Origin of the sequence: Streptomyces beijiangensis (assembly GCF_017315755.1) — a bacterium.
In the GTDB taxonomy this organism is placed as follows: Bacteria; Actinomycetota; Actinomycetes; order Streptomycetales; family Streptomycetaceae; genus Streptomyces; species Streptomyces beijiangensis.
On the sequence record NZ_JAFLRJ010000081.1, the window covers coordinates 21,467 to 47,594 of the forward strand.

A 26,128-nucleotide genomic window follows, 5' to 3' on the forward strand; every position below is an offset into this window, starting at 1 on the left:
CTCAGGCCCCGGCGGTGCTCCGGTCGGCGTCGTCCCGCGGGGTGCTGACCCGGAGCCACCGGTAGCCGTACGGTTCCAGCCCGACGCGCACGCGGCCGGTGTCCGATGCCGTGAGCGTGGCCCCGGTGAGCAGATCGGTGAGGAGCGCGCCGGCTCGCAGGCCCGGAACATCCGGTTCCGCGGTGGCCGCACGGTCCGCGAAATTGTGCAGGGCGAGGACCGCGCCCTCCGGCAGGGAGCTGAGGTGGACGAGCACGGCGGGGTCGCCCGCCTCCAGGACCTCGTACCGGCCCCACGCCAGTTCCGGCGCCTGCCGGTAGCGGTCGACGAGCATCCTCATCCGGGCGAGCAGCGAGCCGGAGTCGTACTCCTGGTCGTGCACATTGACGTATCCGGGGCTGTACGCGCCCTCGGCCAGAGGGTTGGGGTAGCGGCCCGGGTCCGCGGTGGAGAACCCGCCGCCCTCGTCGGAGGTCCATTGCATGGGACCGCGTACGGCCTGCCGGCCCTCCGCAGCGAGGTTCTCGCCCATGCCGATCTCCTCGCCGTAGAACAGCACGGGTGTGCCCGGCAGGGTGAGCAGCAGGCTCTGGGCGAGCTCCACACGGCGGCGGTCCCCGCCGACCATGGGAGGGAACCTGCGGCGCAGGCCCCGGCCGTAGAGCTGCATGTCCTTCTCCGGACCGAAGGCCGCGAAGACCTCGTCGCGTTCGTCCGCGGAGAGTTTGTCGAGGGTGAGCTCGTCATGGTTGCGTACGAAGGTCGCCCAGTGGGCGTCGCGGGGCGCCGTGGGGCGCTCCCGCAGCGCGCCGGCGAGCGGGCCCGCGTCACCGCGGGCCAGGGCGAGATACATCCGCTGCATGCCGATGAAGTCGAAGCACATGGTCAGTTCGTCGCCGCGGCCCGTGCTCGGCTCCCCGAAGAACCGGGCGGTCTCGTCGTACGGCAGATTGACCTCGCCCAGCAGGACCGCCTCGCCGTTGCGCCGGCCCAGGAAGGCGCGCAGGTCCGCCAGGTACTCGTGCGGGTCGGGCAGCTGCCCCGCGTCCGCCTGGCCGTCCGTCTCCAGGAGGAAGGGGACCGCGTCGACGCGGAATCCGGAGAGGCCCAGCTGCGTCCAGAACCCCATGATGCGGGCGATCTCGTCCCGGACGGCCGGGTTGGCGATGTTGAGGTCGGGCTGCTGCTTGTAGAAGCGGTGCAGGTAGTACTGGCCGCTGCCCTTGTCGTACTCCCACAGGCTCTGCTCCACGTCGGGGAAGACCACGCCCTGGGGTCCGTCGGCGGGCGGCTCGTCGCTCCATACGTACCAGTCCCGGTGGGCCGAGTCGCGGCCGGAACGGGCGTCGAGGAACCAGGGGTGGTGGTCGGAGGTGTGGTTCACCACGAGGTCGGCGATGACCCGGATGCCCCGGTCGCGCGCGGTGCGGACGAACTCGGTGAAGTCGCCGAGGGTGCCGAGGCGGGGGTCGACGCCGTAGAAGTCGGTGATGTCGTAGCCGTCGTCGCGTTCACGGGTCGGGTAGAAGGGCATCAGCCAGACGCAGGTGACGCCCAGGCGCACCAGATGGTCGATGCGCTGGGTGAGACCGGCGAAGTCTCCGGTCCCGTCACCGTTGCTGTCCTGGTACGTCTCCACGTCCAGGCAGTACACGACGGCGTTCTTCCACCACAGGTCGGACGTTCGGGTCAGCCTCATCGGGCACGCTCCACGGTGGGGGTGTCGGGCCGGGTGACATCGAGCCGGGGCAGGACCTCCGCGCCGAACGCGTCCAGGAAGGCGCTCTGTTCGCGGCCGACGTGGTGCAGCATCACCGCGTCGAAGCCGAGGTCGGCGTACTCCTGGAGCCAGGCCGTGTGCTGTCCGAGGTCCGAGGAGATGTTGACGGACCCGGCGACGTGCTCGGGGGTGATGTGCTCGCTGACGGCGTCGAAGACCTCGGCCGTGTCAAGGTCCCAACTGGCGGGCGGGCCATGCACGTTGGTACGCCACTGATCGTGCGCCAGCGCCTGGGCGGTGTCCTTGTCCGGATCCCAGCTGAGGTGCGTCTGGAGGTGCAGGAGGCCGCGCCCGCCGGCCGATCGGTAGGCGTCGACGATGCGGCGCAGCTGTTCGTGGGGTGCGTTCACGGTGATCAGGCCGTCGGCCCACTCCGCGCACCAGCGCGCGGTGGCCTCGCTGCAGGCCGCGCCGATCAGCGGGGGCACCGTGTCGGGGAGGGTCCAGAGCCTGGCCCGGTCGACGGTCACCAGACCGTCGTGGCTGACCTCTTCGCCGTGCAGCAGCGCCCTGATGATGTCGACGCACTCGCGCAGCCGTGCGTTGCGTACGTCCTTGCGCGGCCAACGGGCCCCGGTGATGTGCTCGTTGGACGCCTCGCCGCTGCCCAGGGCGACCCAGAAGCGGCCCGGATACATGGCGGCGAGACTGCCGACGGCCTGGGCGACGATCGCCGGGTGGTAGCGCTGGCCCGGCGCGTTGACCACGCCGAACGGGATGCGGTCGGTGGCCTGGAGCGCGGCGCCGAGCCAGGACCAGGCGAAGCCCGACTCGCCCTGCCGGACGCTCCAGGGCGAGAAGTGGTCGGAGCACATGGCGGCGGTGAAGCCGGCGCCCTCCGCCTGCACAGCGGCTGCCAGAAGGTCTGCCGGTGGCACCTGTTCGTGGGATGCGTGGAATCCGTAGACGGTCATGGCGGGGCGAGTACCCAGCCCGCCGGGGACCATCGCCGCCCGGGGAACTGTTACGCGCGGAGTCGTCAGCCGCGTACGGACTTCGCCTCGGCGCGCTCGGCAACTGGTACGTCGAGCGGGCGGGCGAGCCCCACGACCCCTTCGTCGAGCCGCTGCAGATGCCGCAGGACGCGGGAGGTGACCGTTGCCGACGGCAGCCCCCCGGGGCCGTCGGCCTTGAGCCGGGAGGCGATGCTGGCACCGGACTCGATCGCGCCGGCCCGCTCGTCCTGGACGTACGACGAGAGGACCGCGAGGTTGCGGGCGATCCGCAGACCGGCCCGCTCCAGCCGGGGATCGGCCGCGATCGTCTTGCTGTACGGCACGAGTTCGGCGGTCGCCGCCAGCGAGCGCGCGTGGTACGCGCAGCTCTCCAGGAGCGCCACCAGATAGCGGGCCGTCTGCCGGCGTTCTCGCAGCGGGGTGATGGGATGTGTCAGCGGCTGGATGGAGGCGCGCAGGTCCTCCAGAGCCGTGTCCAGCTCCCGTGCCAGGCTCAGCAGGTCGGACGCGGGGCCTCCGCTCAGCTGTTCCACCGCTGCGGAGACGACGTCGCCGAGCTTGTCGAGGACGGTGCTGAGCAGTTCGTCGGTACGGCTGTCGGTGCGCACCGGGAGGACCAGCACGGCCGCGATGACCCCGCAGACCGCGCCGAGCGCCGTCTCCTCGATGCGGAGCAACAGGACGGAGACGCTGTAGGTGTTGAGCAGGGTGTACAGAAGCCCCAGCATCGCCGTGACGAAGAACGACATCAGCGCGTACGACAGCGGGGCGCTGAAGAACATCGCGAAGATGAAGACGAGCACGAGCGCGAAGGCGAGCCAGGTGTGGTTCCCCACGGCACCCGCGAGGAGGACGCCCGCGAACACGCCGAGAACCGTCCCGAGGAGCCGGCGGTAGCCCTTCACCAGGATCTCGCCCGTGGAGGCGGTGTTGAGGAAGACCACCCAGCAGGTGAGGACCGCCCAGTACCAGCGCTGCGAGGAGAGGAACTCCCCGCCGATGATGGCCAGTACGGACCCGACCGCGACCTGGAAAGCGGCCCGGGTGGTGGCGCGGTGCAGTCCGGTGGGCTCTTCGTCGGCGGTGTCGTCGGCCGTGGCGAGCGCGATGTCCTCGGCGTCGAACTCCTCACGTGAACGGGTCGTCGCCGGGGTGTCGCTGGACTCGTCCTGCGGGCCGTCGAGCGCCAGCCGCAGACCGAGCACGGCACGGGCCGCCTCACCGACTCCGCGGAAGACGTCCTGGACCGCCTCGGAGGCGTGCGGGAGTTTTTCCTCGTCGCGGTAGCCGAGCAGCCGGTTGCGTACGTGCGCCACCGCGGTGCGGTCCTCGGACGCACCCCTGGCGACCATCAGGTGCAGCGCGTTGAGTTCCCTGCGCAGGGTCGCGGTCGCGGCGTCCTCCGGCGGGATCAGGTTGCGCGTGGACGGTACGGGCGCGTTCGGCAGATGGAGCGTCAGGGTGTTGGCGCCCTCGGCGCTGCGGGCGTTCAGCAGGAGCATGCCCAGGCGCTCGGTGGCGATCTCCGCGTCCGCGACGCGGCGTTGCAGGAGCGCCCCGGCGGCCGCGTCGGGCGTGCCCTCCTCCAGGCGCCCCTGGATCATCAGAGCCGCCTCGTGCAGCCGGGCGGTGCGCCGGCGCAGATCGTCCAGCACCTTCTCCAGCTGATGCGGAGGGGTGTCCAGAAGTGCGATCTGGCTGGCGAGGAGCTGGGCGAGCCGCGCCCGGAAGGCATCGCGCAACCGCGTCAGAACACGCTCGGGCGTCTCCGGTACGAGGGCGAACCGCACGACCGCGCTGCACGCGAAGGCGACGGACAGCGCGAGGTACAGCCGGGGCAGACCCGCCCCCGTGGCGTGCACGAACAGGGAGACGAAGTAGATCTGAAAGCCGATCAGCCCCAGGGCCGTACCGCGGTCGCCGAATCTGCGGCTGTAGACGGCACCGAAGATCAGCACGACGAAGAAGGCGTCCCCGATGACGACTCTGGTGTTGAGGAGCGCCCCCAGGGACATCGCCGTCAGGGCGACCGGCAGGCCGAGCGCGAGGGTCACCGCCTGCCCCCGGACCTGCTTCTCCTTGATGGCGAAGGTGGAGACCATCGCGGTCATGGCACCCGCGACCAGGTGCGGGGTGTCGGTGCCCAGGAGTGCGAGGACCAGGAGGGTGAGCGCGATCGACGCCACCGTCCGCAGTCCCGCCATCAGCCGCAACAGTCCCGGGTCGGACGCCGCGAAGCGATCCCAGACACCGGTTCGTCCCTGCCATGGAACTGCCCTCACGCTGCTGGATTCTCCTGACGTCTGTCGTGATCGGCGGACGGTTCAGCATCGCACGGCAGGCGACCGGCGCCCGAGGACGGGGTACGCCGATCGGCCGCGCCCGTACTGCGGTGCGGAGCACGCGATTCCAGGCTGGGGGCATGAGCGACGGACAGGTCACGGCAGCCGGGCGGGGGAGAGGCGTGGCTCCGTGACCGAGGCGCGTGGTTCGGCCTTCGGCGCGTGGTGGCGGGGAGTGCTGCCCACGGAGGGAGCCGTGGTGATGGCCACCGGCATCCTCTCGGTCGGCCTGCATCTGACCCGTCACGAGACGCTGTCGCGCGGGGCCCTCGCCCTGGCCGGCGTCCTGTGGCTGCTGCTCGCCGCGGACTTCGGGGTACGGCTTCTGCGCGACCGCACCCGGTGGACGGCCGAGGCGGGTACGCCGGCCGCCCTCACCGCGGTCGCCGCCACCACGGTGCTTGGCACCCGGCTCTCCCTGCTGGGGTGGCAGGCGGTCGCGGTCGCGCTGCTCGTCCTTTCCGCAGTGGTGTGGCCGGTGCTGATGTGGGACGTGACGCGTCGCTGGGGGCGCCGGATGCCGGGGGGCGTGTTCCTCGTGTGCGTCGCCACGCAGGGGCTGGTGGTACTCGCCGCGACACTCGCGGCCGCAGAGTCCCAGCAGTGGCTCGCCCGCGTGGGCGTGGTGTTCTTCTGCCTCGGCCTGGCCCTGTATGTGGACGCGTTCGTGCGCTTCGACCTCGGTTGCGTACGGACCGGCGCGGGCGACCAGTGGGTCGCGGGAGGCGCGCTGGCGATCTCGGCCCTGGCGGGCGCCAAGCTCCTGGCGGTCGTCGAACTGGGCGCCGTCGTCCATGAAGTGCTGCGCGGCGCGACCCTGGTGGTGCTCGCTCTCGACATCGCCTGGTACTGCGTACTGCTCTGGTCCGAGCTGCGCTGGCCGCGACCGCACTACGACGTCCGGCGCTGGGCGACGGTGTTCCCCATGGGGATGACCTCGGTGGCGACGCTGTCCGTCGCGACGGCCGCCCATCTCCCCTGGCTCACATCACCCGGTCGCGTACTGCTGTGGGTCGCCGTGGCGGCCTGGCTTGCCGCTTGCGCCGGGGCGGTCAGGGCGACGGTCCGGGGAAGCGGCCTCCTGCGGTAGACCGCAGGATCTTCCGCAACACCCCCGACGCCCCTCCGTGCCCTCTCTGTTGCAAGCGTTGACGCGCTCACGCCATGGGCCTACTGTCTCATGCTGTTCACATCCGAACACTCTGTTCATGATGATGAACGGCGACGCGAGAAGTTCCCGCGTCCGCCGACCGAGACCACCGAGTCGACGGGAAGGCACCCCCCATGCGTATGCGTACGTTGTTCACCTCCCTGGCCATCGCGACCGCCGCCGCTGCCCTCGGCGGAGCGGCTGTCGCGGCTCCTGCCGCGTCAGCCACTTCGGCCACCTCTGGCACCTCTGCCACTTCGGCCACCTCTGCCACCTCTGCCACCTCTGCCACCATCAACTCCGGCGCCGGGATCCTTGCGGATCCGTCGGTCGCACCCGGCGGCAACTTCGATCTGTCGGTGTGGCAGCTCCAGGAGCCGGTGGGCTCTCCCGGCTCGCCGACCACCATCTCGTCGTCCAGGCTCCAGGGGGCCAACGGGTTCCAGGACTCGTACTTCTATACGGACACCCGTGACGGTGCGATGACGTTCTGGGCGCCGGAGAAGGGCGTCACCACCCCGAACTCCAACTACGCGCGCTCCGAACTGCGCGAGATGAACCGCGACGGCAGCTCCGCGAACTGGTCGCTCAGCGGCAGCCACCAGCTCAAGGCGACGCTGCGCGTGGTGTCGGTGACGTCGAACGTCTGCGTAGGACAGATCCACCTCGGCACGGGCGGATCGTCAACCAAGCCCCTGGTGGAGCTCTACTACCGGTCGAGCGGCGACATAGTCGTCGGCACGGAGAACTCGCCGTCGGGCGGGCAGACCACGCACACCGTGGGCCACGTTGCGGTCGGCAAGACGTGGAGCTACACGATCGCCGTCTCCGGCGGCCACACGATCGACCTGACGGTCAACGGGACCACGACGCACTACGCGATCCCGTCGTCCTTCAACAGCTACAAGCAGTACTTCAAGGCCGGCTCGTACAACCAGTCGTCCTCGGACAGCACCACCAAGGGTGCCCGCGTCGGCTTCTACGGACTCACCGTCTCCCACAGCTGACCGCGGCCGGGTGCGCCGACACCCCCGTACGGTCCACCAGGACGCGCGGTCACCCGTTGCCTCGGCTGCAATGGACGGGTGACCGCGCCCCCTGACGACTGCCTCGCGCGCAATGACTGGATCTGCGGCGAGTACCTCACCTCCCGCCGGGAGATCCTCTGGGACGCCGTGGTCCAGCACCTCCAACTGACCGTCGTCTCGGTGCTCATCGGCCTGCTCCTCGCCGTGCCCCTCGCGGTCGCGGCCCGCCGCTGGCGCTGGGCGGCCGGTCCCGTCCTCGGGCTCACCACCGTTCTCTACACGATCCCCTCGCTGGCGATGTTCTCGCTGCTGCTCCCGGTGTACGGGCTCTCCGCCTCGCTCGTGATCGCGGGACTGGTCCTCTACTCGCTGACCCTGCTCGTACGGAACATCCTCGCCGGCCTCCGCTCCGTGCCCGAGGAGACCCGGCAGGCCGCACGCGGCATGGGGTACGGACCCATCAGGATGCTGTTCGCCGTCGAACTGCCCCTCTCGCTGCCGGCCGCCATGGCCGGACTGCGCATCGCCACCGTCTCCGCGGTCTCGCTCGTCACGGTCGGCGCGATCGTCGGCCACGGAGGCCTCGGCAACCTCATCTACACCGGTATGAACACCTACTTCAAAGCCCAGGTGCTCACCGCCTCCGTTCTCTGCGTCGTCATCGCCATCGCCGCGGACCTCCTGCTCCTGGGCGTACAGCGGCTGCTCACCCCGTGGACCCGGGCGGTGCAGTCATGAACACGCTCTCCTCCGCCTGGTCCTGGCTGACCAGCGCTGCCCACTGGTCGGGCGACGACGGCATCTGGCACCGCCTCGGCGAGCACCTCTTCCTCACCGTCGTCTGCCTCCTGCTTAGCTGTCTGATCGCCCTGCCGGTCGCCCTGGTCCTCGGGCATCTGGGCAAGGGCGGTGCGCTGGCCGTCAACATCTCCAACGTCGGCCGGGCCGTGCCCACCTTCGCCGTGCTCGTCCTGCTGCTCCTCACCCCGCTCGGCACCCACGGGCAGTGGCCCACGATCATCGCGCTGGTGGTCTTCGCCGTGCCGCCGCTGCTCACCAACGCCTATGTGGGGATGCGGGAGGTGGACCGTGATGTGGTGCGCGCGGCGCGCGGTATGGGTATGACAGGGCGACAACTCCTGTTTCACGTGGAACTGCCGCTTGCGTTCCCTTTGGTCCTCACCGGCGTACGTATCGCCGCGGTCCAGCTGGTCGCCACCGCGACTCTCGCCGCGCTCGCCGGCGGCGGTGGACTCGGCCGGATCATCACCGCGGGCTTCAACCTCGCCTCCACCCCGCAGGTCGTCGCGGGCGCCGTCCTGGTCGCGGGATTCGCCCTGCTGGTGGAGGGGCTCTTCGAGATCGCGCAGCGGCTGGCCCCCGAATGGGCGAGAGGCAGGATGGGATGAGGCTCCGTCACACCGCCGCCGTACTGCTGCTCCTCGCCACCGCCTGCACCACCGGGCCCACCCTGGAGAAGCAGGGTGCTGTCACCGCGCCACCCGGCGACAGCAAGCATCTGACCGTCGGCTCGGCGGGATTCACCGAGAGCGACCTCCTCGCCCAGATGTACGCGCTCCTTCTCGGCCAGGCCGGATACAGCACCCAGATCCTCTCCGTCACCAACCGGGAGCTCTACGAACCGGCCCTGGAGAGCGGCCAGATCGATGTGGTGCCGGAGTACGCGGCCACCTTCGCCGACTGGCTCAACGCCAAGGTCAACGGCCCCGACGCGGCCCCCGTGGGGTCACCCGACCTGGATCTGACGATGACCAGGCTCCGTTCCCTCGCCACCCCACGGGGTCTCACCGTCCTGGACCCGGGCAAGGCCGTCGACCAGAACGCCTTCGCGGTCGCCGCCTCGTACGCCGCCAAGCACCACCTGAAGACGCTCAGCGACCTGGGGGCGGCCAAGCTGCCGGTGCGGCTGGCCGCGGGCGACGAGTGTGTCCAGCGCCCCTACTGCGAGCCGGGGCTGAAGAAGACCTACGGGATCGACATCACCGGCATCGACCCCAAGGGCGTCGGTACGACACCGTCCAAACAGGCCGTACAGAGCGGCCAGGACCAGATGGTGCTCACCACCTCGACCGATGCGACGCTCGGCAACTTCGGTCTGGTGCTCCTGGAGGACGACAAACATCTGCAGAACGCCGACTACATCGTGCCCGTCGTCAATAGGTCCCGGGCGGGCAGCAGCGGAGTGGCGGGGGCGCTCGACAAGCTCAACACCGTACTGACCACAGCGGACCTGGCCTCCCTGAACGAACAGGTGGACAGCTGGCGGCGGCTTCCCGAGGACGTCGCCCGTGCCTATCTGCGGTCGAAGAACCTGATCCCGGAGTAGCGGTCGTCCACCGGCTCACCGGCTCACCGGGACGGAGCGGAGCGGAAAATCACGCGTCGGAGACCGAATCGAACTCCACCTCGTCCCGCGCGACACCCTGTGCGTCCGCGTCGACCGAACGGCGCAGCGCCTCATGGAGCTTCGCCGGGGTCAGCACGCCCAGGAAGCGCGGGCCGTCGACCACCGCCACCCACCCGGCGTCGTGCTGCAGCATCTCGCTGAACGCCTGCTTCAGTGGCGCCCCGACCGGCACCCATGCCTCCATCCGCCGGGCCAGCTCGCCGACCGTCCCTGACGAGCCCCGCAGCGCATCGCCGGATACCCAGCCGTGCAGTTCGCCCTGGCGGGAGAGGACCACCGCCCAGCGGGCGCCCAGCACGGCGAGTTCCCTGGCAGCGGTCGCCGCGGGCTCGTCGAGATAGGCGACCGGCGGCTGCTCCAGGTCGGACGCCTCGATCTCGGTGACGGACAGCCGCTTCAGCCCCCGGTCCGCACCGACGAACTGCGCGACATACGGAGTCGCCGGGGTGCCGAGCACCGCGGCAGGGGTGTCGAACTGCTCGATGCGCCCCTGCCCGTACACCGCGATCCGGTCGCCCATCCGTACGGCTTCCTCGATGTCGTGGGTGACCAGCAGGACGGTCTTCCTGACGGTCGCCTGGAGCTTGAGGAATTCGTTCTGCAGCCGCTCGCGCACCACAGGATCGACTGCTCCGAACGGTTCGTCCATCAGGAGTACGGGGGGATCCGCTGCCAGTGCCCTGGCCACCCCCACCCGCTGGCGCTGGCCGCCGGAGAGCTGCGCCGGATAGCGCGAGCCGTACGTCTTCGGGTCGAGGCCGACCAGATCGAGGAGCTCAGCCGCCCGCGCCCTGGCCTTCGCCCGTTTCCAGCCGACCAGGGCGGGCACGGTCGCGGTGTTGTCCAGGACGGTGCGGTGCGGGAAGAGGCCCACCTGCTGGATGACGTAGCCGATCCGGCGGCGCAGCTTGACCGGGTCGACACCCGCGATGTCCTCGCCGTCCACCAGGATCCGACCAGCGGTCGGTTCGATCAGCCGGTTCACCATCATCATGGTGGTCGTCTTCCCGCAGCCGGAAGGGCCGACGAGCGTGACCAGTTCCCCCTCGGCGACCTCGAACGAGAGATCGTCCACGGCTGTCGTGCCGTCCGGATAGACCTTGCCGACCTGCTCGAACCTGATCATGAATCCACGCTAGCGGGACGCGCCCGGCCACGCCCCCTCGCGATGATGGATCATGAGGGGCAAACCGTACGACCAGGAGCACTCTGTGACCAGCTACCGCCTGCCAGGCGTCGTCCTCACCGACCACCGATTCCAGGTCCCCCTGGACCACGCCGACCCGGGTGGCGAGCAGATCGAGCTGTACGCCCGCGAGGCCGTCGCATCGCACCAGGCCGGAGCCCAGCTGCCCTGGCTGCTCTACCTCCAGGGCGGCCCCGGCTTCGGCGCCAACCGCTTCACCGGCAAGCAGCAGGCCTGGTTCGGCCGCGCCCTGCAGGATTTCCGCGTCCTGCTCGTCGACCAGCGCGGCACCGGCGCCTCCACTCCCGCCAACCGGCAGACCCTGCCCCTGCGCGGCGGACCGGCCGAGCAGGCCGCGTATCTCGGCCACTTCCGGTCGGACTCCATCGTCCGCGACTGCGAACTCATCCGTCCGCAGCTCACCGGCGGTGAACCCTGGACCGTGCTCGGCCAGAGCTTCGGCGGCTTCTGCGCCGTCCGCTACCTCTCCGCCGCCCCCGAGGGACTCTCCGCCGCGCTCATCACCGGCGGGCTGCCGACCCTGGACGGTCACGCCGACGACGTCTACCGGGCCGCGTACCCGCGCATCGCCCGCAAGGTCGCCGCGCACTACAAGCGCTACCCGCAGGACATCGGCCGCGCCCGTGAGATCGCCGCCCATCTGCAGGAGCACCGCCCCACCCTGCCCGGCGGTTACGTCCTCACCGTCGAGGCCTTCCAGTCGCTGGGCATCCTGCTCGGCGGCGGCGACGGCAGCCACCAGCTTCACCACCTCCTCGAGGACGCCTTCGTCCCGACCCCGCAGGGCCCGCAGCTCTCCGACGCCTTCCTGGAGCAGGTGCACGCGGCCCTGTCCTTCGCCGGGCACCCGCTCTACGCCCTGATTCACGAGTCCATCTACGGCCAGGACACCCGCCCCACCGCCTGGGCCGCCGAGCGGGTGCGCGCCGAGTTCCCCGCCTTCGACGCCGGTGCCGAAGGGCCGCTCGCCTTCACCGGCGAGTCCATTCACCCCTGGCACTTCGAGGTCGACCCGGCACTGCGTCCGCTGCGCGAGACCGCGGAGCTGCTCGCCGCCCGCACGGACTGGCCGCAGCTGTACGACACCGCGCGCCTGGCCGCCAACGAGGTGCCCGTCGCGGCAGCCGTCTACCACGACGACATGTACGTCGACGTGGACGACTCCCTGCGCACCGCCCGGTCCATCCGCGGTCTGCGCACCTGGGTCACCGACGAGTTCGAGCACGATGGACTGCGGGCGGGCGGTCCCCGCGTACTGGACCGCCTGCTCGCACTCGTACGGGACGAAATCTGATCCGGCGGCCTATCCTGCCGCCATGACAGACCAGTTGGAACCGATGCCCGCGGACTGGCAGCGCGCCTTGGCCGTTGTCGCCCACCCCGACGACCTCGAGTACGGCTGCGCGGCGGCGATCGCCGGCTGGACCGACGAGGGCCGGGAGATCACGTACGTCCTGGCGAGCCGCGGAGAGGCGGGCATCGACACCATCGAGCCCGCGAAATGCGGCCCGCTGCGCGAGCAGGAGCAGCGGGCCAGCGCGGCCGTCGTCGGGGTGCGCACCGTCGAGTTCCTCGACCACAAGGACGGGGTGATCGAGTACGGAACCGGGCTGCGCCGTGACATCGCGGCAGCGATCCGCAAGCACCGACCCGAGCTCGTCATCACCCTCAACCACCGTGACACTTGGGGCGGTGTCGCCTGGAACACCCCCGACCACCAGGCCGTCGGCAGGGCCGTGCTCGACGCGGCGGGCGACGCCGGAAACCGCTGGATCTTCCCCGAGCTGGGCGAGCAGGGCCTGCAGCCCTGGGACGGGGTGCGCTGGGTCGCCGTCGCCGGATCCGCGTCTCCCACGCACGCGGTGGACGCGACCCGGGGACTGGAGCGGTCCATCCGCTCCCTCCTCGAACACCGCACCTACATCGAGGTACTGACGGACGAGGACCCCGAGACGTACTGCCGTACGTTCCTCTCCGGCAACGCCGAGGCCGCCGCCGCGCGCTTCGGCGGCACACCTGCCATCACCTTCGAACTCTTCCGGCGCTGAGGCGTCCCGTGATCGACACACTGAGCCGGGAGATACCCGAGGGCGAGGAGCGGCTGACCCTCCGCGTCGAGGACGGCATCGGCATCCTGACGCTCTGCCGTCCGGAGAAGCTCAACGGCTGGAGCTGGGAGTCCAGCCGCCAGCTCGGTCTGATGGCCGACCGGATCCGCTTCGACGAATCGATCCGGGTGGTCCTGCTGCGCGCCGAGGGCCGCGCCTTCTGCGCGGGCATCGACGTCACCGCCCCGGGCGGTGCGATCACCGGCCGCTCCCCGGCCGAACGGACCCACCGCTATTACGAGGGCATCCGCTGGGTTCATGAGCGCTTCGCCGCCTTCGCGCGCCTGCCGCAGCCGGTCGTCGCGGCCGTGCAGGGCTACTGCCTGGGATTCGGCTTCGAACTGGCGCTGATGGCGGACATCAGAGTCGCGTCGGACGATGCGGTCTTCGCCCTGCCCGAGGCACAGATCGGGGTCGCTGTCGACGCGGGCGGCGACATGCGGATCGCGCGCGAGGCGGGGGCCGGCTGGGCGAAGCTCCTCGCGCTCACCGGGCGCCGTATCGACGCGACGACGGCAGAGAGCCTCGGCCTGCTCCAACTCGTCGCACCACGCGAGAAGTTGGAGGGGGCGGCGCGGGAGATCGCCGCGGAGATCGCGTCCAACGCACCGCTCGCCGTCCGTGCCGTCAAGCGCAGCATCGACGCGTACGCGGACTCCGGGATGGCCGAGGCGCTGGACCGTACGGCGCTCGCCGCGGCGCTCACCCTCACCTCGGAGGACGCCAAGGAGGGCTACTCCGCCAAGGCGTCCCGCCGCAGCCCGGACTTCGAGGGCCGCTAGGGCGGTGGCTGCACGGGCTGCTCACTGCCCGTACGGGCCCCGCCCCAGCTGCTCCCGCACCGGCACCACCGGCGCGTTCACCACGTTCCGCCGCTGCCAGTTCGCCCCGTCCACGACCATCGTGTGCCCCGACACGAACCGGGCGTAGGGCGAGGCCAAGAACGTCGCCGCCCACCCCAGCTCCCGCGCCTGGCCCACCCGCAGCGCGGGCTGGCGCGACGCCTTGTCGTCGTCCGTCCGCTCCAGATTCCCCCGTATCGCCTCCGGCAGGTCCGCATGCGGGAAGAGCCCCGGCACCAGACCGTTGACCTGGATGCCGTACGGAGCCCACTCGACGGCCAGGGTCTCCACCAGGTTCTTCACGCCCGCCTTGGCGGCCGCCGAGTGGGCGAACCCCGGGCCGCCCGTCCAGGCGTATGACGCCCCGACATTGATCACCGACCCGGGTGTCCCGGCCGCCAGATGCCGCCGTCCGAACTCCCGTGTCATGAACCACGTCCCGGTGAGCGTGATGTCCACGACCGCCCGCCACGCGTTCGGTGACATGTCCTCCGCAGGAACGGGGAAGTTGGCGGCCGCGTTGTTGACCAGCACATCGGGCAGCACGGGGGCCGCGTCGAAGACCTCGGCGATCCTCTCCGGATCCCGGATGTCGCACACCGACGCCGTCACCCGCCCGCCCAGCGCGCCCAGTTCCTCCTGCGCCGCCTTGAGCCGGTCCGCCGTACGCCCCACGATCACCAGGTCGGCGCCGAGCCGCGCGAACTCCGTCGCGATCGCCTTCCCGAGCCCGGACCCGCCGCCGGTGACCAGGACCGTGTGCCCCTCGTAGGTCCCAGGCGGCAGGGCGCTCGCGCCCAGCGGGGGAGGGGAAGGCAGTCCGGGATACGCGTTCTCCGTCATGGCCGAATCGATACCTGCTGCGGGCGGAAACCTCCAGGCCCGCGACGGATTCCGTGCACAGCACATTGACAGCTCGTCAGGACCCTGATGAATTGCGGTTGTTGTGATGCGCGAATGCCTTGTGAGACCCCAGTGGCCCATGGAGGACATGTGACGCTTCGCCTGCCCCGCCTCGCCGCACTCGCCGCGGCCCTGAGCCTTCTCCTCGCCATCCCCGCACTGCCCGCCGCCGCACACGAAGGACGGCAGCAGAAACCAGGGACCATCCCGGCGATCACCCCGACACCCCAGACCGTGCACGCGCGCGACGACCGTGCGACCGTCTCGTCCACCGTGACCCTGGTGACGGGCGACACCGCGGACGCCCCGGCCGTACGCGTCACCGAGAAAGCCCTGCGTGCCGCCGGAGCGCACCGGATCGCCCGCGGGACGAAGCCGGGCCGCGGCGGCCTGACCGTCTATGTCGGCTCCGCGGCACCCCTCGGGGCGCTCCGCGTGGAGGGACCCGCCGAACTCCCCGCCGAGGGTTACGTCCTGGCCATCGGCGTGGGAAGGATCGTCCTCGCCGGCAAGGACACCACGGGCACGTACTACGCCGCTCAGTCCCTGCGCCAGGTTCTCCCGCACCGCACCGGCCCCGGCGCGAAGGTCGCGGGCCTTGAGGTGCGCGACTGGCCCGCCACTCCGCTGCGCGGAGTCATCGAGGGATTCTACGGAACCCCTTGGTCGCACACCGCCCGCCTCGACCAGCTCGACTTCTACGGCGCGCACAAGATGAACATCTACGTCTACTCGCCCAAGGACGACCCCTATCTGCGCGCACGCTGGCGCGAGGCCTACCCGGCCGACCAGCTCGCCCAGTTGAAGGAGCTCGTCGACCGGTCGGCCGCCGACCACGTCGACTTCACCTACGCCCTCTCGCCGGGCCTCTCCGTCTGCTACAGCTCCGACGCGGACGTCAAGGCGCTCGTCGACAAGTTCCAGACGCTCTGGGACATCGGAGTGCGCACCTTCGCCGTACCGCTCGACGACATCAGCTACACCGCCTGGAACTGCCAGGCGGACAAGGACCGTTGGGGTACGGGAGGCGGCGCGGCCGGTGCCGCGCAGTCGTATCTCCTCAACCGGGTGAACCGCGAGTTCATCGCCACGCACCCGGGCGCGGAGCCGCTCCAGATGGTCCCGACGGAGTACTACAACGTGACGCCGTCCCCGTACAAGAGCGCGCTCGCCGAGCAGCTCGACCCGGATGTCCTCGTCGAGTGGACGGGTGTAGGGGTCATCGCGCCGACCATGACGGTCGCCCAGGCGAAGGCCGCCCGCACCGTCTTCGGCCACCCGATCCTGACGTGGGACAACTACCCGGTCAACGATTACATCACCAACCGGCTGCTGCTCGGCCCGTTCAACGGCCGGGAGAAGGGTCTGGCCGCCGAGTTGGCCGGTATCACCGCCAACCCGATGATCCAGCCGTACGCCTCGAAGCTCGCCCTGTTCACCGTCGCGGACTTCGCCTGGAACGACAGCGCCTACGACGCGCGTGCGTCCTGGGGTGCGGCCCTGAAGGAGTACGCGGGCGGCGACCCGCGCACGGCCGCCGCGCTGCGGATCTTCGCCGACCTCAGTTACAGCTCCGATCTCAACAAGCAGAAGGCCCCCGAACTCGCGGCCGAGCTGGCGGCCTTCTGGGCATCCGGCGACACCCGCCGTCTCGACCGCACCCTGGCCGCACTCCAGGCGGCGCCCGCGGTGCTCCGCGACCGGCTGACCGACCGCGGCTTCGCCGACGACGCGGGGCCGTGGCTGGATGCCACCGAGGCCTGGGGCGCGGCGACCCGTACCGCGACGCGGATGATCGGCGCGGCTCGCGGCGGTCGTGGCGCCGAGGCCTGGGAGCTCAGGCAGCGGCTTCCCGCGCTGGTGGCCAGGGCGAAGTCCTTCACCTACACGGGACTGGACGGGAGCAGGATCCCCGTGCTGGTCGGCGACGGTGTGCTCGACACCTTCATCGACGACGCGACAGCCGAGCACGACAGGCTGCTCGGCGTCACAGGGCCGCCGAAGGCGCTGACCAGCCTCGGTACGTACCAGACCAACGGTCCCGCACGGATGGTCGACGGCGACGACTCCACGTATTTCTGGAGCAACGGATCCCCGGCCGCGGGCGACACGGTGACGGTCGATCTCCGCAAGGAGCAGCCGATCGGCGACATCACCCTGGCCATGGGTAAGCCCGGCAGCACGGACGACTACCTCCACCAAGGGGTACTGGAGTACTCGGCCGACGGCACCGCCTGGCAGCAGCTCGCCGCCTTCTCGGGGCAGGCGACCGTCACCGCCTCGCCGCCGGCCGGGACGAGGGCCAGGTTCGTACGGGCCCGGGCGACCGCGGCGCAGGGAAGCTGGCTGGTGGTACGGGAGTTCGGCATCGCCACCGCCCATGCGGCGGTGACCGGCGGACCGCCCGCGGCCATCGGCTCCACGCTCCACGCGGCAGCGGACGGCGACCTCTCCACGGTCTACCGCGCGGCCCGTGCGCCCGAACCGGGGGAGAGCCTCGACGTGGCGCTCGGCCGGGAGGCGGCGGTGGGGACCGTGACCGTGCTCCGGCCCGCGGGGGAGACGGCCAAGGCCTCGGTCCAGCTGCGCGCGGCCGACGGCAGCTGGCGGACCCTCGGCCCGCTGGCAGGCCCGTACACGAGGATCATGGCGGGCGGGGTGAGAGCCGACGCGGTGCGGATCGCCTGGTCCTCCGGGGGCTCTCCGCAGATCGCCGAGGTGATCGTGGGCTGACCGGACATGGAGCCGCCGGGTCTTCGCCCGGCGGCATCCAGCCCTTCACAGTTTGGCAAGCGACCGCTTAGTATGCACTGAGCGTGAACAGCCGACGGTTTGTGGAGGCCCCGAATGCAGGCATGGCGAGTGCACCGGAACGGCGAGCCGAGCGAGGTGATGCGGCTCGAGGTGATCGACCGTCCCGTGCCCGGTGAGGGGCAGCTGCTGCTCAAGGTCCTCGCCGCGAACATCAACTTCCCCGACGCGCTGCTCTGCCGCGGCCAGTACCAGGTCCGGCCCCCGCTGCCCTTCACCCCGGGCGTCGAGATCTGCGGGGAGACCGAGGACGGCCGCCGCGTCATCGCCAACCCCGCGCTGCCCGACGGCGGATTCGCCGAGTACGTCACCGTGGACGCGAGCACCGTACTGCCCGCTCCCGCGTCACTGGACGACGCCGAGGCGGCCGCGCTGCACATCGGCTATCAGACGGGCTGGTTCGGACTGCACCGCCGGGCACACATCCAGGCGGGCGAGACCCTGCTCGTCCACGCAGCCGCGGGCGGAGTCGGCAGCGCCGCCGTCCAGCTCGGCAAGGCGGCCGGAGCCACCGTCATCGGAGTCGTGGGAGGCGCGGAGAAGGCGCGCGCGGCCCGCGCGCTGGGCTGTGACCTCGTCATCGACCGGCACACCGAGGACATCGTCGCCGCTGTGAAGGACGCCACCGGCGGTCGCGGCGCGGACGTCGTCTACGACCCGGTCGGCGGCGACGCGTACGCCAAGTCCGTGAAGTGCATCGCCTTCGAGGGACGCGTCGTGGTGGTGGGCTTCGCGAGTGGCACCATCCCCGCGCCCGCCCTCAACCACGCCCTGGTCAAGAACTACTCGATCGTCGGACTCCACTGGGGCCTCTACAACCAGAAGGACCCGGCGTCGATCCTCGCCTGCCACGAGGAACTCACCCGGCTGGCGGCCGAGGGTGCGATCAAGCCGCTCATCAGCGAGCGCGTACCGATGAAGGACGCGGCCGACGCCGTCCAGCGTGTCGCCGACGGCACGACCACCGGTCGCCTGGTCGTCATCCCGGAAGGAGCCAACTGATGACGGACGCCACCGAACTGCGCCGCCGCACCCAGGAGTTGCTGCGCGCGCACCCGGTCGCCACGACCGAGCCCACGGACTTCCTCAAGGCGCGCTTCGACGCCGGACTCGCCTGGGTGCACTACCCCGTGGGCCTCGGCGGTCTCGACGCCCCGCGCTCCCTGCAGCCCGTCGTGGACGCCGAGCTGGAGGCGGCAGACGCCCCGGGCAACGACCCGCGCAAGATCGGTATCGGTCTCGGCATGGCCGCCCCGACGGTCCTCGGCTACGGCACCGACGAGCAGAAGCAGCGCTTCCTGCGCCCGCTCTGGGTCGGCGAGGAGGTCTGGTGCCAGCTCTTCAGCGAGCCGGGCGCGGGCTCCGACCTCGCGGCGCTCGCCACCCGGGCCGTCAGGGACGAGGACTCCGGCGACTGGATCGTGAACGGGCAGAAGGTCTGGACGTCCAGTGCGCATCTGGCGCGCTGGGCGATCCTCATCGCGCGCACCGACCCGGACGTGCCCAAGCACCGCGGCATCACGTACTTCATCTGCGACATGACCGACCCGGGCGTCGAGGTCAGGCCGCTGCGCCAGATCACCGGCGAGGCGGAGTTCAACGAGGTCTTCCTCACGGACGTACGCATCCCCGACGCCCACCGTCTCGGAGCGGTCGGCGACGGCTGGAAGGTCGCCCAGACCACCCTCAACAACGAGCGTGTCGCCATCGGCGGCGCCCGCATCCCGCGCGAGGGCGGCATGATCGGCCCCATCGCGCAGACCTGGCGCGAACGCCCCGAACTGCGCACCCACGACCTCCACCAGCGCCTCCTCACCCTCTGGGTCGAGGCCGAGGTGGCGCGCCTCACCGGCGAGCGGCTGCGCCAGCAGCTCGTCGCGGGCCACCCCGGACCCGAGGGCGCCGGGATGAAGCTCACCTTCGCCCGGCTCAACCAGGAGATCAGCGGTCTGGAGGTCGAACTCCTCGGTGATGAAGGCCTGTTGTACAGCGACTGGACCATGCGCCGGCCCGATCTCGTCGACTTCACCGGCCGCGACGCCGGCTACCGCTATCTGCGCTCCAAGGGCAACTCGATCGAAGGCGGCACCAGCGAGGTGCTGCTGAACATCGTGGCCGAGCGTGTCCTCGGACTCCCCTCCGAGCCGCGCAACGACAAGGACGTCGCCTGGAAGGATCTGGCCCGATGACCGATCTGCTCTACACCGAGACCGAGGACGATCTCCGCTCGGCCGTGCGGTCCCTGCTCTCCGACCGCGCCGACACGCCGTCCCTTCTCGCCCGCATCGAGTCCGACACGCCGTACGACCCGCAGCTCTGGAAGTCCCTCGCCACCGAGATGGGCGCGGCGGGACTTCTCGTACCGGAAGAGCTCGGAGGCCAGGGCGCCACCCACCGGGAGGCCGCCGTGGTGCTGGAGGAGCTCGGCCGCAGCGTCGCCCCGGTGCCGTATCTCACCAGCGCGGTCATCGCCACCGAGACCCTGCTCGACCTGGCCGGCGAGAGTGCCGATGCCGCCGAACTGGTCGGTGCGCTGGCCGCAGGCCGTACGGTCGCCGTCCTCGCGGTCCCGCTCTCCGCGGCGCCCGGCGGGCCCGTCCCGCTGACCGGCCTCACCGGGCGGGTCACCGGTGTCGCGGACGCCGCGGCGGCCCAGGTGCTGCTCGTCCCCACGGCCGACGGTCTGTACGCGGTCGGGACCTCGGCCCCCGGCGTCACCGTCGATGCGCTCACGCCGCTCGACCTGACCCGCCCCCTGGCCGCCGTCACCTTCGACGGCGCCGCGGGCACGCTCCTCGCGGACGCGGCGGCCTCGGAGGCCGCCGTACGCCGAGGACTCCTCGCCGGAGCCGGACTGCTCGCCTCCGAGCAGCTCGGCCTCGCCGAATGGTGCCTGGAGGAGACCGTCAGGCACACCAGGGAGCGTCACCAGTTCAACCGGCCGGTCGGCGGGTTCCAGTCACTCAAGCACCGGATGGCGCAGCTCTGGCTGGAGGTGGTGTCCGCCAGGGCGGCCGCCCGCAACGCCGCCGACGCCCTCGCCACCGGCGACCCCGAGACCGCTCTCGCGGTGGCCGTCGCGCAGGCGTACTGCGGCAAGGTCGCCGTACACGCTGCCGAGGAGTGCATCCAGCTGCACGGCGGCATCGGGATGACCTGGGAGCACCCCGCGCATCTGTATCTCAAGCGCGCCAAGTCCGATGCGATCGCGCTGGGTTCGGCCGGGCACCACCGCGACGCGGTGGCGGAACTCGTCGATCTGCGGGCTCCCGCGAAGTCCATGAGCCCGCGCGGATAAGTCCATGTCGCCGGTGGCCGGGCCACCCCACTCTGTTTGACGGGTCCATGCCCATGGGCCCGTCGACAGAGGAGATCGACATGCGCAGAGCGAGAGCGGTCACCCTTGTGGTGATCGTGGCTTTGGCGGCCTGTCTGGGGCTGGCCGGGCCGGCCGCGGCCAGCGGACAGACCCCCGGTACCTACACCAACTACTCGTTCCCGTCCGGGACTTCAACACTGGACGACGTCACCTTCGGGGTGACCGTCCAGTCCGACCCGGGCCGGGCCAATGTCTTCTGGTCCCACCAGTTCGGCTTCTCCAACGGGGTCGGCGGCTACATCGGCATGCAGCGGTGGCGCGACGGCGGCGGGATGTTCCTGTTCTCGCTGTGGGACTCCACCGGCGGTACCGCGGGCGGCAGCGGCACGTACTGCCAGACCTTCGACGAGACGGGCAGCGGCTACACCTGCAGGCTCAACCAGCGTTTCACCGCCGGGCACCAGTACCGCTACCGCATCGCGCCGGACACCACGGCGGGCTGGTACAAGGCGACCATCACCGACGTCACCGCGGGGACGTCCTTCGTGCTCGGCTCCCTGAACGTCGGATCGGGAGCGAAGGTCAACACCGGCGGAATGGTCAACTGGGTCGAGTACTTCGACTGGAACAACAACGCGGCGACCTGCGCCGACGAGCCGTACTCCAAAGCCGTGTTCGACCTGCCGACCGGCACGAAGACGGGCGGCGGCACGGCGAGCGCCGCCATCAGCTCCACCTCCGTGAGCAGCAGCTGCCCCAGCGGCGCCAAAGTCACGGCACAGAGCGGCGGCAGCGTCCAGGAGGACGGCATCGGCAACTCCTCATCCGGATCCGTCACCGGCATCGCCGCCAAGTGCGCCGACGCACCCGCGACGACCGACGGAACCCAGCTCGTGCTGTGGACCTGCACCGGCGGTAACAACCAGAACTGGGTGCGCGCCGCGGACGGAACCCTGCACGCCGAGTTCAAGTGCGCGACCGTGAACGGCTCGGCGGTGCAGCTCTCCGGCTGTACGGGCGCGGCGGCCCAGCAGTGGCAGGTCAGCGGAGAGGCCCTGGTCAACCCGGCCACCGGCAAGTGCCTCGATGTGACCGGCGGCGGCAGCGGCGATGGTACGGCTCTGGGTGTCTATGCCTGTACCGGTAACGCCAACCAGCGCTGGTCCACGCCGTCCTGACCGGAAACGGCACACGGCGGGCGGACGTCGACCGGGCCAACTCCTGTCAGGAACCTGCCCACGGGGAGGCCAGGACCGGATACTCGGTGGCGTCCGCCCGTCCGTCACACCGTTCCCGGGAGACGTCATGGTGCACCTGACCCGCCGCAGAGTCGTCGCCACCCTCGTCGCCACAGCAGCCGCAGGCGCCGCTCTGCCCCTCCAGACCGCGTCGGCCCAGGACCGCAGGCCGGGGCCACGGCCGCTGCGCCGGGCACACGCCCACAACGACTACGAGCACGAGCACCCGCTCTTCGACGCCCTCTCCCACGGCTTCACCAGCGTCGAGGCCGACATCTACCTCGTCGACGGGCAGCTCCTCGTCTCCCACGACCGCGTCGACCTCGACCCCACGCGCACCCTCGAATCCCTCTACCTGGACCCGCTGCTGGCCCGGGTGAAGGCCAACCACGGCTCGGTGTACCGGGGCTACCACCACCCCGTACAGCTGCTCGTGGACATCAAGGAGGACGGGGACGCCGCGTACCGCGAGCTGGACCGGCGGCTGCGTCCGTACCGGCGCATGCTCAGTACGTACGCGAACGGCCGTGTGACCCTGGGCGCGGTCACCCCGGTCATCTCCGGCGACCGCGCGGCACGGGTGCCGATGGAGGCCCAGAAGGTGCGTCACGCGTTCTACGACGGGCGCCTCGAAGACCTGGACACGGCCGTGCCCGCGTCCTTCATCCCGCTCATCAGCACCAACTGGACCACCAGCTTCAGCTGGCTCGGGGTCGGCCAATTCCCCGCCGCGGAGCGGGAGAAGCTCCACACGATCGTCTCGACGGCCCATGCGCGCCGGCAGCGCGTCCGCTTCTGGGCCACCCCTGATCTGGCGGGACCCGACCGCGACGCCGTCTGGACCGAGCTCCTGGCCGCAGGTGTCGACCAGCTCAACACGGACGACCTGGCGGGTCTCGAACGGTTCCTCCGAACCCACGACGCATAACAACAACACCCGTACGGCGGACAGTCCTTCCGCCTGAATGCCCCCTCTCCTCCGCCACACTGGCGGCCGAATGCCGCAAATCCGGCGCGGCGGAGGAGGGTGACCATGGCTGTCTCGATCTCACTGGTGCTGCTTCTGCTCGTGCTCGCAGTGATCTTTCTGCGCAGTGGCGGGCTGAAGATGTCGCATGCGCTGGTCTGCATGCTGCTGGGCTTCTACCTGGCCAGTACGAGTGTGGCGCCGACCATCGAGGACGGGCTGAGCGCCACCGCGCAGATGGTCGGCAACATCAGGCCCTGAGCCGGATCACCCGGGTCAGATCACCTTCGAACGGATCAGGAAGCGCACGCCGTCGGGGGCTTCCAGCGAGAAGCCGCCGCCGCGCCCCTCGACGACATCGACGATCAGCCGGGTGTGCGCCCACACCGCGTTCTGGCTCGCGGAGATCCAGAACGCGACGGGCTCCTCGATCCCCTCCACGGCGAGGGACTGCAGCAGCACATCGGAGTCCCCCGTACGGAACTCGCCCTCCGGGAAGCACATGGGGGAACTGCCGTCGCAGCAGCCGCCCGACTGGTGGAACATCAACGGGCCATGGGCCTCGCGGAGCCGTCGCAGGACCGTGGCCGCCGCGGGAGTGATGTCGACGCGCGGGGATCCGGCGCCGGCCGGGGGAATCTCGTTCTCGTACGGGTGCATGTGCCGCCCCTCTCTTGGGCGGGGAAACAGGAGAGCCGTGCACAACTCTCCCAAGAGGGAAGGGGAGTTGTACACGGCCCGGGCACGGCGAGGCGAGGTTACTCGAAGCGTGCGGTGTCGCCCGCCCCTCGGCGCACGATCTGGAGGTCGCCGTCGGAGAAGTCGATGACGGTGGTCGGCTCGGTGCCGCAGTCGCCCGAGTCGAGCACCGCGTCCACCACGTTGTCGAGCCGCTCCTTGATCTCCCAGCCCTGCGTCAGCGGCTCTTCCTCGTCGGGGAGGAGCAGAGTGGTGGAGAGCAGCGGCTCGCCGAGCTCGGCGAGCAGGGCCTGGGTCACGGCGTGATCGGGGATCCGGACCCCGACGGTCTTCTTCTTGGGGTGCAGCAGTTGACGCGGCACCTCCTTCGTCGCGGGCAGGATGAAGGTGTAACTGCCGGGTGTGGCCGCCTTGACCGCACGGAAGACGTCGTTGTCGATGTGCACGAACTGGCCCAGCTGCGCGAAGTTCTGGCACATCAGCGTGAAGTGGTGGCCGTCGTCGAGGTTGCGGATCGACCGGATCCGGCTGAGGCCGTCGCGGCTGCCGAGCTGGCATCCCAGCGCGTAGCAGGAGTCCGTCGGGTACGCGATGAGGGCACCCGACCTGATGCTGTCCGCCACGCTGCTGATGGTGCGCCGCTGGGGATTCTCGGGGTGCACGTCAAAGTACTTCGCCATGCGGCGAGTCTAGGCGATCAACGCATCCCCGCCCGGTCGCACCAGGGTGGTGGCGAGCTCGGTGAGCTGGGTGCGCTGCGCGGCCGTGAGACGTTCCGTGAGACCGGTGATGCGGTGGCTGATCTCGGCGGTGCACCGGGTGGTGAGTTCTCTGCCGACCGGTGTGAGGGAGACCAGGACGGCGCGGCCGTCGTGCGGAGAGGGTGTGCGCAGCACCAGGCCGCGCTTCTCGGCACGGCTGACCAGCCCGGTCATGGAGGACTTGTCCAGGCCGAGGTGGGTGCCGATGTCCAGCATTCCGGCTGCCGGCCGGTCGCGCAGGATGCCCAGCAGCCGGATCTGGATGACCGACAGTTCGTGCTCGGCGCCGGTGGCGGCCAGGACGCGCTGGGTCAGGAAAGACAGCTGCACCAGGGCGTCCACGGTGTTCAGGGGGCGGTCGTCGGTGGTCATGGGGAGAGCCTACTTGACCTAGTACGCGGCACAAACTACCTTGGGAGATAGTACGTGCCGCATACTAAATAGTGGCGGCCCTCGCACCTCACGCCTCCAGCCGTCACCGCTGCGGGGCAGGACGGGAGAGATCCCCCATGCACGCAGCAGTCGTCCGCTCCTTCGGAACCCCTCCTCGCTACGACACCTTCGCGACCCCGGCCGACTCGGCCCCGCACGAGATCCTGGTCGACGTCCTGGCCGCAGGCCTGCACCCCCGTGTGCGCTCGGCCGCCGACGGCAGCCACTACACCTCCGACGGCACCCTCCCCCTGATCCCCGGAATCGACGCGGTAGGCCGGACCCAGGAGGGCGAACTGCTCTACTTCGTCGCGCCCGACACCGCGCTGGGCACCATGGCGGAGCACGCCGTCGTCGACCGGCGCCGGGCGATCACCCTGCCCGCAGGCACCGACCCGGTCGCCGTGGCCGCGGCCATGAACCCCGGGATGTCGTCCTGGGTGGCACTTCGCCGCCGCGTGTCCTTCAAGCCCGGCGGCTCCGTCCTGGTCATGGGCGCCACGGGCAACGCGGGGCAGCTCGCCGTCCAGATCGCCAAGCACCTGGGGGCCGACCGGGTGATCGGCGCAGGCCGCGACCCGCGCCGCCTCGACCTGCTGAAGAGCCTCGGGGCCGACGAGGTGATCAGTCTCGACGGCGACGGCGACGGCGACGGCGACGAGGTCGCCGACCGGCTCGGGCGTACGGCCGCGGACGTCGACGTCGTCATCGACTACCTGTGGGGACGGCCCGCCCAGCAGGCCATGCCCGCACTGCTGAAGGCCCGTACCGACCGCTCCAAGGCCCTGGCCTGGATCCAGATCGGGTCCATGGCCGGCCAGGACATCACCCTGCCCTCGTATCTGCTGCGCGCGGCGAACCTGAACATCATGGGCAGCGGCCAGGGCTCCCTGGCCACCGCCGGAATCCTCGCCGAACTGCCCTCACTCGCCGAGGAGATCGCCTCCGGCGCCCTGACCGTGGACCCGCTGCCCATGCCGCTGGACCAGGTCGAGCAGGCGTGGAGCGCCCCGACCGCCCCCGGTCAGCGCATCGTCCTCACCCCCTGACGCCTGTTTCCGCAGGACGCCGGTGAAATCGCCGATGCCGACACACCGTCAGCAGCCCCACGGTGGGGACCGCCAACGCACACGGCGGTCCCCACCCGGGCGTGTCCC

At 70.7% G+C, this 26,128-nt stretch carries 24 protein-coding genes; 16 read left to right on the plus strand and 8 right to left on the minus strand.

Going from position 1 to position 26,128, the window contains the following annotated elements; genetic code table 11:
* Window position 1 precedes the first annotated feature (1 nt).
* The 3 genes from J0695_RS09205 to J0695_RS09215 all read right to left on the minus strand — a co-directional run bounded on the left by J0695_RS09205 (window position 2) and on the right by J0695_RS09215 (window position 4,940).
* A complete protein-coding gene (locus J0695_RS09205) occupies window positions 2-1,699 on the minus strand; it encodes an alpha-amylase family protein (protein WP_206961389.1) in 1,698 nt (565 codons plus the stop codon).
* Complete coding sequence (locus J0695_RS09210; protein WP_206961390.1) at window positions 1,696-2,694, minus strand: TIGR03885 family FMN-dependent LLM class oxidoreductase; 999 nt, start codon at window positions 2,692-2,694, stop codon at window positions 1,696-1,698. Before J0695_RS09210 ends, J0695_RS09205 begins: the two co-directional genes overlap by 4 nt.
* 65 nt (window positions 2,695-2,759) lie before the next feature.
* Entirely contained in the window at window positions 2,760-4,940 is a 2,181-nt protein-coding gene (locus tag J0695_RS09215) for an FUSC family protein (protein ID WP_206961419.1), read from the minus strand.
* Window positions 4,941-5,208: 268 nt separating this feature from the next.
* Between J0695_RS09215 and J0695_RS09220 the strand changes: the two genes are divergently transcribed.
* The 5 genes from J0695_RS09220 to J0695_RS09240 all read left to right on the plus strand — a co-directional run bounded on the left by J0695_RS09220 (window position 5,209) and on the right by J0695_RS09240 (window position 9,603).
* Window positions 5,209-6,168 (plus strand): tellurite resistance/C4-dicarboxylate transporter family protein, encoded by a 960-nt coding sequence (locus J0695_RS09220; protein WP_307798515.1) that lies wholly within the window; start codon window positions 5,209-5,211, stop codon window positions 6,166-6,168.
* A gap of 194 nt (window positions 6,169-6,362) precedes the next feature.
* The gene (locus tag J0695_RS09225) at window positions 6,363-7,235 is read left to right on the plus strand and encodes a polysaccharide lyase family 7 protein (protein ID WP_206961391.1); all 873 of its coding nucleotides are present in this window, start codon (window positions 6,363-6,365) and stop codon (window positions 7,233-7,235) included.
* A gap of 78 nt (window positions 7,236-7,313) precedes the next feature.
* Window positions 7,314-7,994, plus strand: a complete 681-nt coding sequence (locus J0695_RS09230; RefSeq protein ID WP_206961392.1) for an ABC transporter permease — start codon at window positions 7,314-7,316, stop codon at window positions 7,992-7,994.
* Window positions 7,991-8,665 carry an ABC transporter permease gene (locus tag J0695_RS09235; RefSeq protein WP_206961393.1) on the plus strand — a complete coding sequence of 225 codons (675 nt, stop codon included), beginning with the start codon at window positions 7,991-7,993 and terminating at the stop codon, window positions 8,663-8,665. The genes J0695_RS09230 and J0695_RS09235 overlap by 4 nt, the downstream gene beginning before the upstream one ends.
* Window positions 8,662-9,603: an ABC transporter substrate-binding protein gene (locus tag J0695_RS09240; protein ID WP_206961394.1), complete on the plus strand. Its 942-nt coding sequence runs from the start codon at window positions 8,662-8,664 to the stop codon at window positions 9,601-9,603. The genes J0695_RS09235 and J0695_RS09240 overlap by 4 nt, the downstream gene beginning before the upstream one ends.
* Window positions 9,604-9,652: 49 nt before the next feature.
* Here the strand turns inward: J0695_RS09240 and J0695_RS09245 are convergent, their stop codons facing one another.
* Window positions 9,653-10,810 (minus strand): betaine/proline/choline family ABC transporter ATP-binding protein, encoded by a 1,158-nt coding sequence (locus J0695_RS09245; RefSeq protein ID WP_206961395.1) that lies wholly within the window; start codon window positions 10,808-10,810, stop codon window positions 9,653-9,655.
* Between the two features lie 85 nt (window positions 10,811-10,895).
* On the opposite strand from J0695_RS09245, the gene J0695_RS09250 reads away from it, so the two are divergent.
* From J0695_RS09250 to J0695_RS09260, 3 genes are read left to right on the plus strand one after another with little or no spacing between them, the layout of a single operon-like run.
* The gene (locus J0695_RS09250) at window positions 10,896-12,185 is read left to right on the plus strand and encodes an alpha/beta fold hydrolase (RefSeq protein ID WP_206961396.1); all 1,290 of its coding nucleotides are present in this window, start codon (window positions 10,896-10,898) and stop codon (window positions 12,183-12,185) included.
* 22 nt (window positions 12,186-12,207) lie between these two features.
* Entirely contained in the window at window positions 12,208-12,939 is a 732-nt protein-coding gene (locus tag J0695_RS09255; protein ID WP_206961397.1) for a PIG-L deacetylase family protein, read from the plus strand.
* Window positions 12,940-12,947: 8 nt separating this feature from the next.
* On the plus strand, window positions 12,948-13,781 hold the full coding sequence (locus J0695_RS09260; protein WP_206961398.1) for an enoyl-CoA hydratase/isomerase family protein: 834 nt from the start codon (window positions 12,948-12,950) through the stop codon (window positions 13,779-13,781).
* Window positions 13,782-13,802: 21 nt separating this feature from the next.
* Here J0695_RS09260 and J0695_RS09265 read toward each other — a convergent pair whose 3' ends face one another.
* The gene (locus J0695_RS09265) at window positions 13,803-14,684 is read right to left on the minus strand and encodes an SDR family oxidoreductase (protein ID WP_206961399.1); all 882 of its coding nucleotides are present in this window, start codon (window positions 14,682-14,684) and stop codon (window positions 13,803-13,805) included.
* A 114-nt stretch (window positions 14,685-14,798) separates the two neighbouring features.
* Here J0695_RS09265 and J0695_RS09270 point away from each other — a divergent pair, with 114 nt between their 5' ends.
* The 7 genes from J0695_RS09270 to J0695_RS09300 all read left to right on the plus strand — a co-directional run bounded on the left by J0695_RS09270 (window position 14,799) and on the right by J0695_RS09300 (window position 23,340).
* Window positions 14,799-17,477, plus strand: coding sequence for a glycoside hydrolase family 84 protein (locus tag J0695_RS09270; RefSeq protein WP_206961400.1), 2,679 nt, complete (start codon window positions 14,799-14,801; stop codon window positions 17,475-17,477).
* A 114-nt stretch (window positions 17,478-17,591) separates the two neighbouring features.
* Window positions 17,592-18,557, plus strand: coding sequence for an NADPH:quinone oxidoreductase family protein (locus J0695_RS09275; protein ID WP_206961401.1), 966 nt, complete (start codon window positions 17,592-17,594; stop codon window positions 18,555-18,557).
* Window positions 18,557-19,744: an acyl-CoA dehydrogenase family protein gene (locus J0695_RS09280; RefSeq protein ID WP_206961402.1), complete on the plus strand. Its 1,188-nt coding sequence runs from the start codon at window positions 18,557-18,559 to the stop codon at window positions 19,742-19,744. Before J0695_RS09275 ends, J0695_RS09280 begins: the two co-directional genes overlap by 1 nt.
* On the plus strand, window positions 19,741-20,853 hold the full coding sequence (locus J0695_RS09285) for an acyl-CoA dehydrogenase family protein (RefSeq protein ID WP_206961403.1): 1,113 nt from the start codon (window positions 19,741-19,743) through the stop codon (window positions 20,851-20,853). Before J0695_RS09280 ends, J0695_RS09285 begins: the two co-directional genes overlap by 4 nt.
* 80 nt (window positions 20,854-20,933) lie before the next feature.
* Window positions 20,934-22,052 carry a ricin-type beta-trefoil lectin domain protein gene (locus J0695_RS09290; RefSeq protein WP_206961404.1) on the plus strand — a complete coding sequence of 373 codons (1,119 nt, stop codon included), beginning with the start codon at window positions 20,934-20,936 and terminating at the stop codon, window positions 22,050-22,052.
* A 127-nt stretch (window positions 22,053-22,179) separates the two neighbouring features.
* Window positions 22,180-23,040, plus strand: coding sequence for a phosphatidylinositol-specific phospholipase C/glycerophosphodiester phosphodiesterase family protein (locus J0695_RS09295; RefSeq protein ID WP_206961405.1), 861 nt, complete (start codon window positions 22,180-22,182; stop codon window positions 23,038-23,040).
* A 105-nt stretch (window positions 23,041-23,145) separates the two neighbouring features.
* The gene (locus tag J0695_RS09300) at window positions 23,146-23,340 is read left to right on the plus strand and encodes a hypothetical protein (RefSeq protein ID WP_206961406.1); all 195 of its coding nucleotides are present in this window, start codon (window positions 23,146-23,148) and stop codon (window positions 23,338-23,340) included.
* Window positions 23,341-23,355: 15 nt separating this feature from the next.
* On the opposite strand, the gene J0695_RS09305 is transcribed toward J0695_RS09300, so the two are convergent.
* The 3 genes from J0695_RS09305 to J0695_RS09315 form a co-directional block, all read right to left on the minus strand.
* Complete coding sequence (locus J0695_RS09305; protein WP_206961407.1) at window positions 23,356-23,739, minus strand: DUF779 domain-containing protein; 384 nt, start codon at window positions 23,737-23,739, stop codon at window positions 23,356-23,358.
* A gap of 98 nt (window positions 23,740-23,837) precedes the next feature.
* On the minus strand, window positions 23,838-24,458 hold the full coding sequence (locus J0695_RS09310) for an L-threonylcarbamoyladenylate synthase (RefSeq protein ID WP_206961408.1): 621 nt from the start codon (window positions 24,456-24,458) through the stop codon (window positions 23,838-23,840).
* A 9-nt stretch (window positions 24,459-24,467) separates the two neighbouring features.
* Complete coding sequence (locus tag J0695_RS09315; RefSeq protein ID WP_206961409.1) at window positions 24,468-24,911, minus strand: MarR family winged helix-turn-helix transcriptional regulator; 444 nt, start codon at window positions 24,909-24,911, stop codon at window positions 24,468-24,470.
* Between the two features lie 137 nt (window positions 24,912-25,048).
* Here J0695_RS09315 and J0695_RS09320 point away from each other — a divergent pair, with 137 nt between their 5' ends.
* Window positions 25,049-26,020: a quinone oxidoreductase family protein gene (locus J0695_RS09320; protein ID WP_206961410.1), complete on the plus strand. Its 972-nt coding sequence runs from the start codon at window positions 25,049-25,051 to the stop codon at window positions 26,018-26,020.
* Window positions 26,021-26,128: the final 108 nt, after the last annotated feature.

Excerpts from the sequence above, each read along its gene's own strand:
- J0695_RS09205 (WP_206961389.1), bottom strand. The coding sequence starts at position 1,699 with ATGAGGCTGACCCGAACGTCCGACCTGTGGTGGAAGAACGCCGTCGTG.
- J0695_RS09210 (WP_206961390.1), bottom strand. The coding sequence starts at position 2,694 with ATGACCGTCTACGGATTCCACGCATCCCACGAACAGGTGCCACCGGCA.
- J0695_RS09215 (WP_206961419.1), bottom strand. The coding sequence starts at position 4,940 with ATGGCGGGACTGCGGACGGTGGCGTCGATCGCGCTCACCCTCCTGGTC.
- J0695_RS09225 (WP_206961391.1), top strand. The coding sequence starts at position 6,363 with ATGCGTATGCGTACGTTGTTCACCTCCCTGGCCATCGCGACCGCCGCC.
- J0695_RS09235 (WP_206961393.1), top strand. The coding sequence starts at position 7,991 with ATGAACACGCTCTCCTCCGCCTGGTCCTGGCTGACCAGCGCTGCCCAC.
- J0695_RS09240 (WP_206961394.1), top strand. The coding sequence starts at position 8,662 with ATGAGGCTCCGTCACACCGCCGCCGTACTGCTGCTCCTCGCCACCGCC.
- J0695_RS09245 (WP_206961395.1), bottom strand. The coding sequence starts at position 10,810 with ATGATCAGGTTCGAGCAGGTCGGCAAGGTCTATCCGGACGGCACGACA.
- J0695_RS09255 (WP_206961397.1), top strand. The coding sequence starts at position 12,208 with ATGACAGACCAGTTGGAACCGATGCCCGCGGACTGGCAGCGCGCCTTG.
- J0695_RS09265 (WP_206961399.1), bottom strand. The coding sequence starts at position 14,684 with ATGACGGAGAACGCGTATCCCGGACTGCCTTCCCCTCCCCCGCTGGGC.
- J0695_RS09270 (WP_206961400.1), top strand. The coding sequence starts at position 14,799 with ATGCCTTGTGAGACCCCAGTGGCCCATGGAGGACATGTGACGCTTCGC.
- J0695_RS09275 (WP_206961401.1), top strand. The coding sequence starts at position 17,592 with ATGCAGGCATGGCGAGTGCACCGGAACGGCGAGCCGAGCGAGGTGATG.
- J0695_RS09280 (WP_206961402.1), top strand. The coding sequence starts at position 18,557 with ATGACGGACGCCACCGAACTGCGCCGCCGCACCCAGGAGTTGCTGCGC.
- J0695_RS09285 (WP_206961403.1), top strand. The coding sequence starts at position 19,741 with ATGACCGATCTGCTCTACACCGAGACCGAGGACGATCTCCGCTCGGCC.
- J0695_RS09290 (WP_206961404.1), top strand. The coding sequence starts at position 20,934 with ATGCGCAGAGCGAGAGCGGTCACCCTTGTGGTGATCGTGGCTTTGGCG.
- J0695_RS09295 (WP_206961405.1), top strand. The coding sequence starts at position 22,180 with ATGGTGCACCTGACCCGCCGCAGAGTCGTCGCCACCCTCGTCGCCACA.
- J0695_RS09300 (WP_206961406.1), top strand. The coding sequence starts at position 23,146 with ATGGCTGTCTCGATCTCACTGGTGCTGCTTCTGCTCGTGCTCGCAGTG.
- J0695_RS09305 (WP_206961407.1), bottom strand. The coding sequence starts at position 23,739 with ATGCACCCGTACGAGAACGAGATTCCCCCGGCCGGCGCCGGATCCCCG.
- J0695_RS09310 (WP_206961408.1), bottom strand. The coding sequence starts at position 24,458 with ATGGCGAAGTACTTTGACGTGCACCCCGAGAATCCCCAGCGGCGCACC.
- J0695_RS09315 (WP_206961409.1), bottom strand. The coding sequence starts at position 24,911 with ATGACCACCGACGACCGCCCCCTGAACACCGTGGACGCCCTGGTGCAG.
- J0695_RS09320 (WP_206961410.1), top strand. The coding sequence starts at position 25,049 with ATGCACGCAGCAGTCGTCCGCTCCTTCGGAACCCCTCCTCGCTACGAC.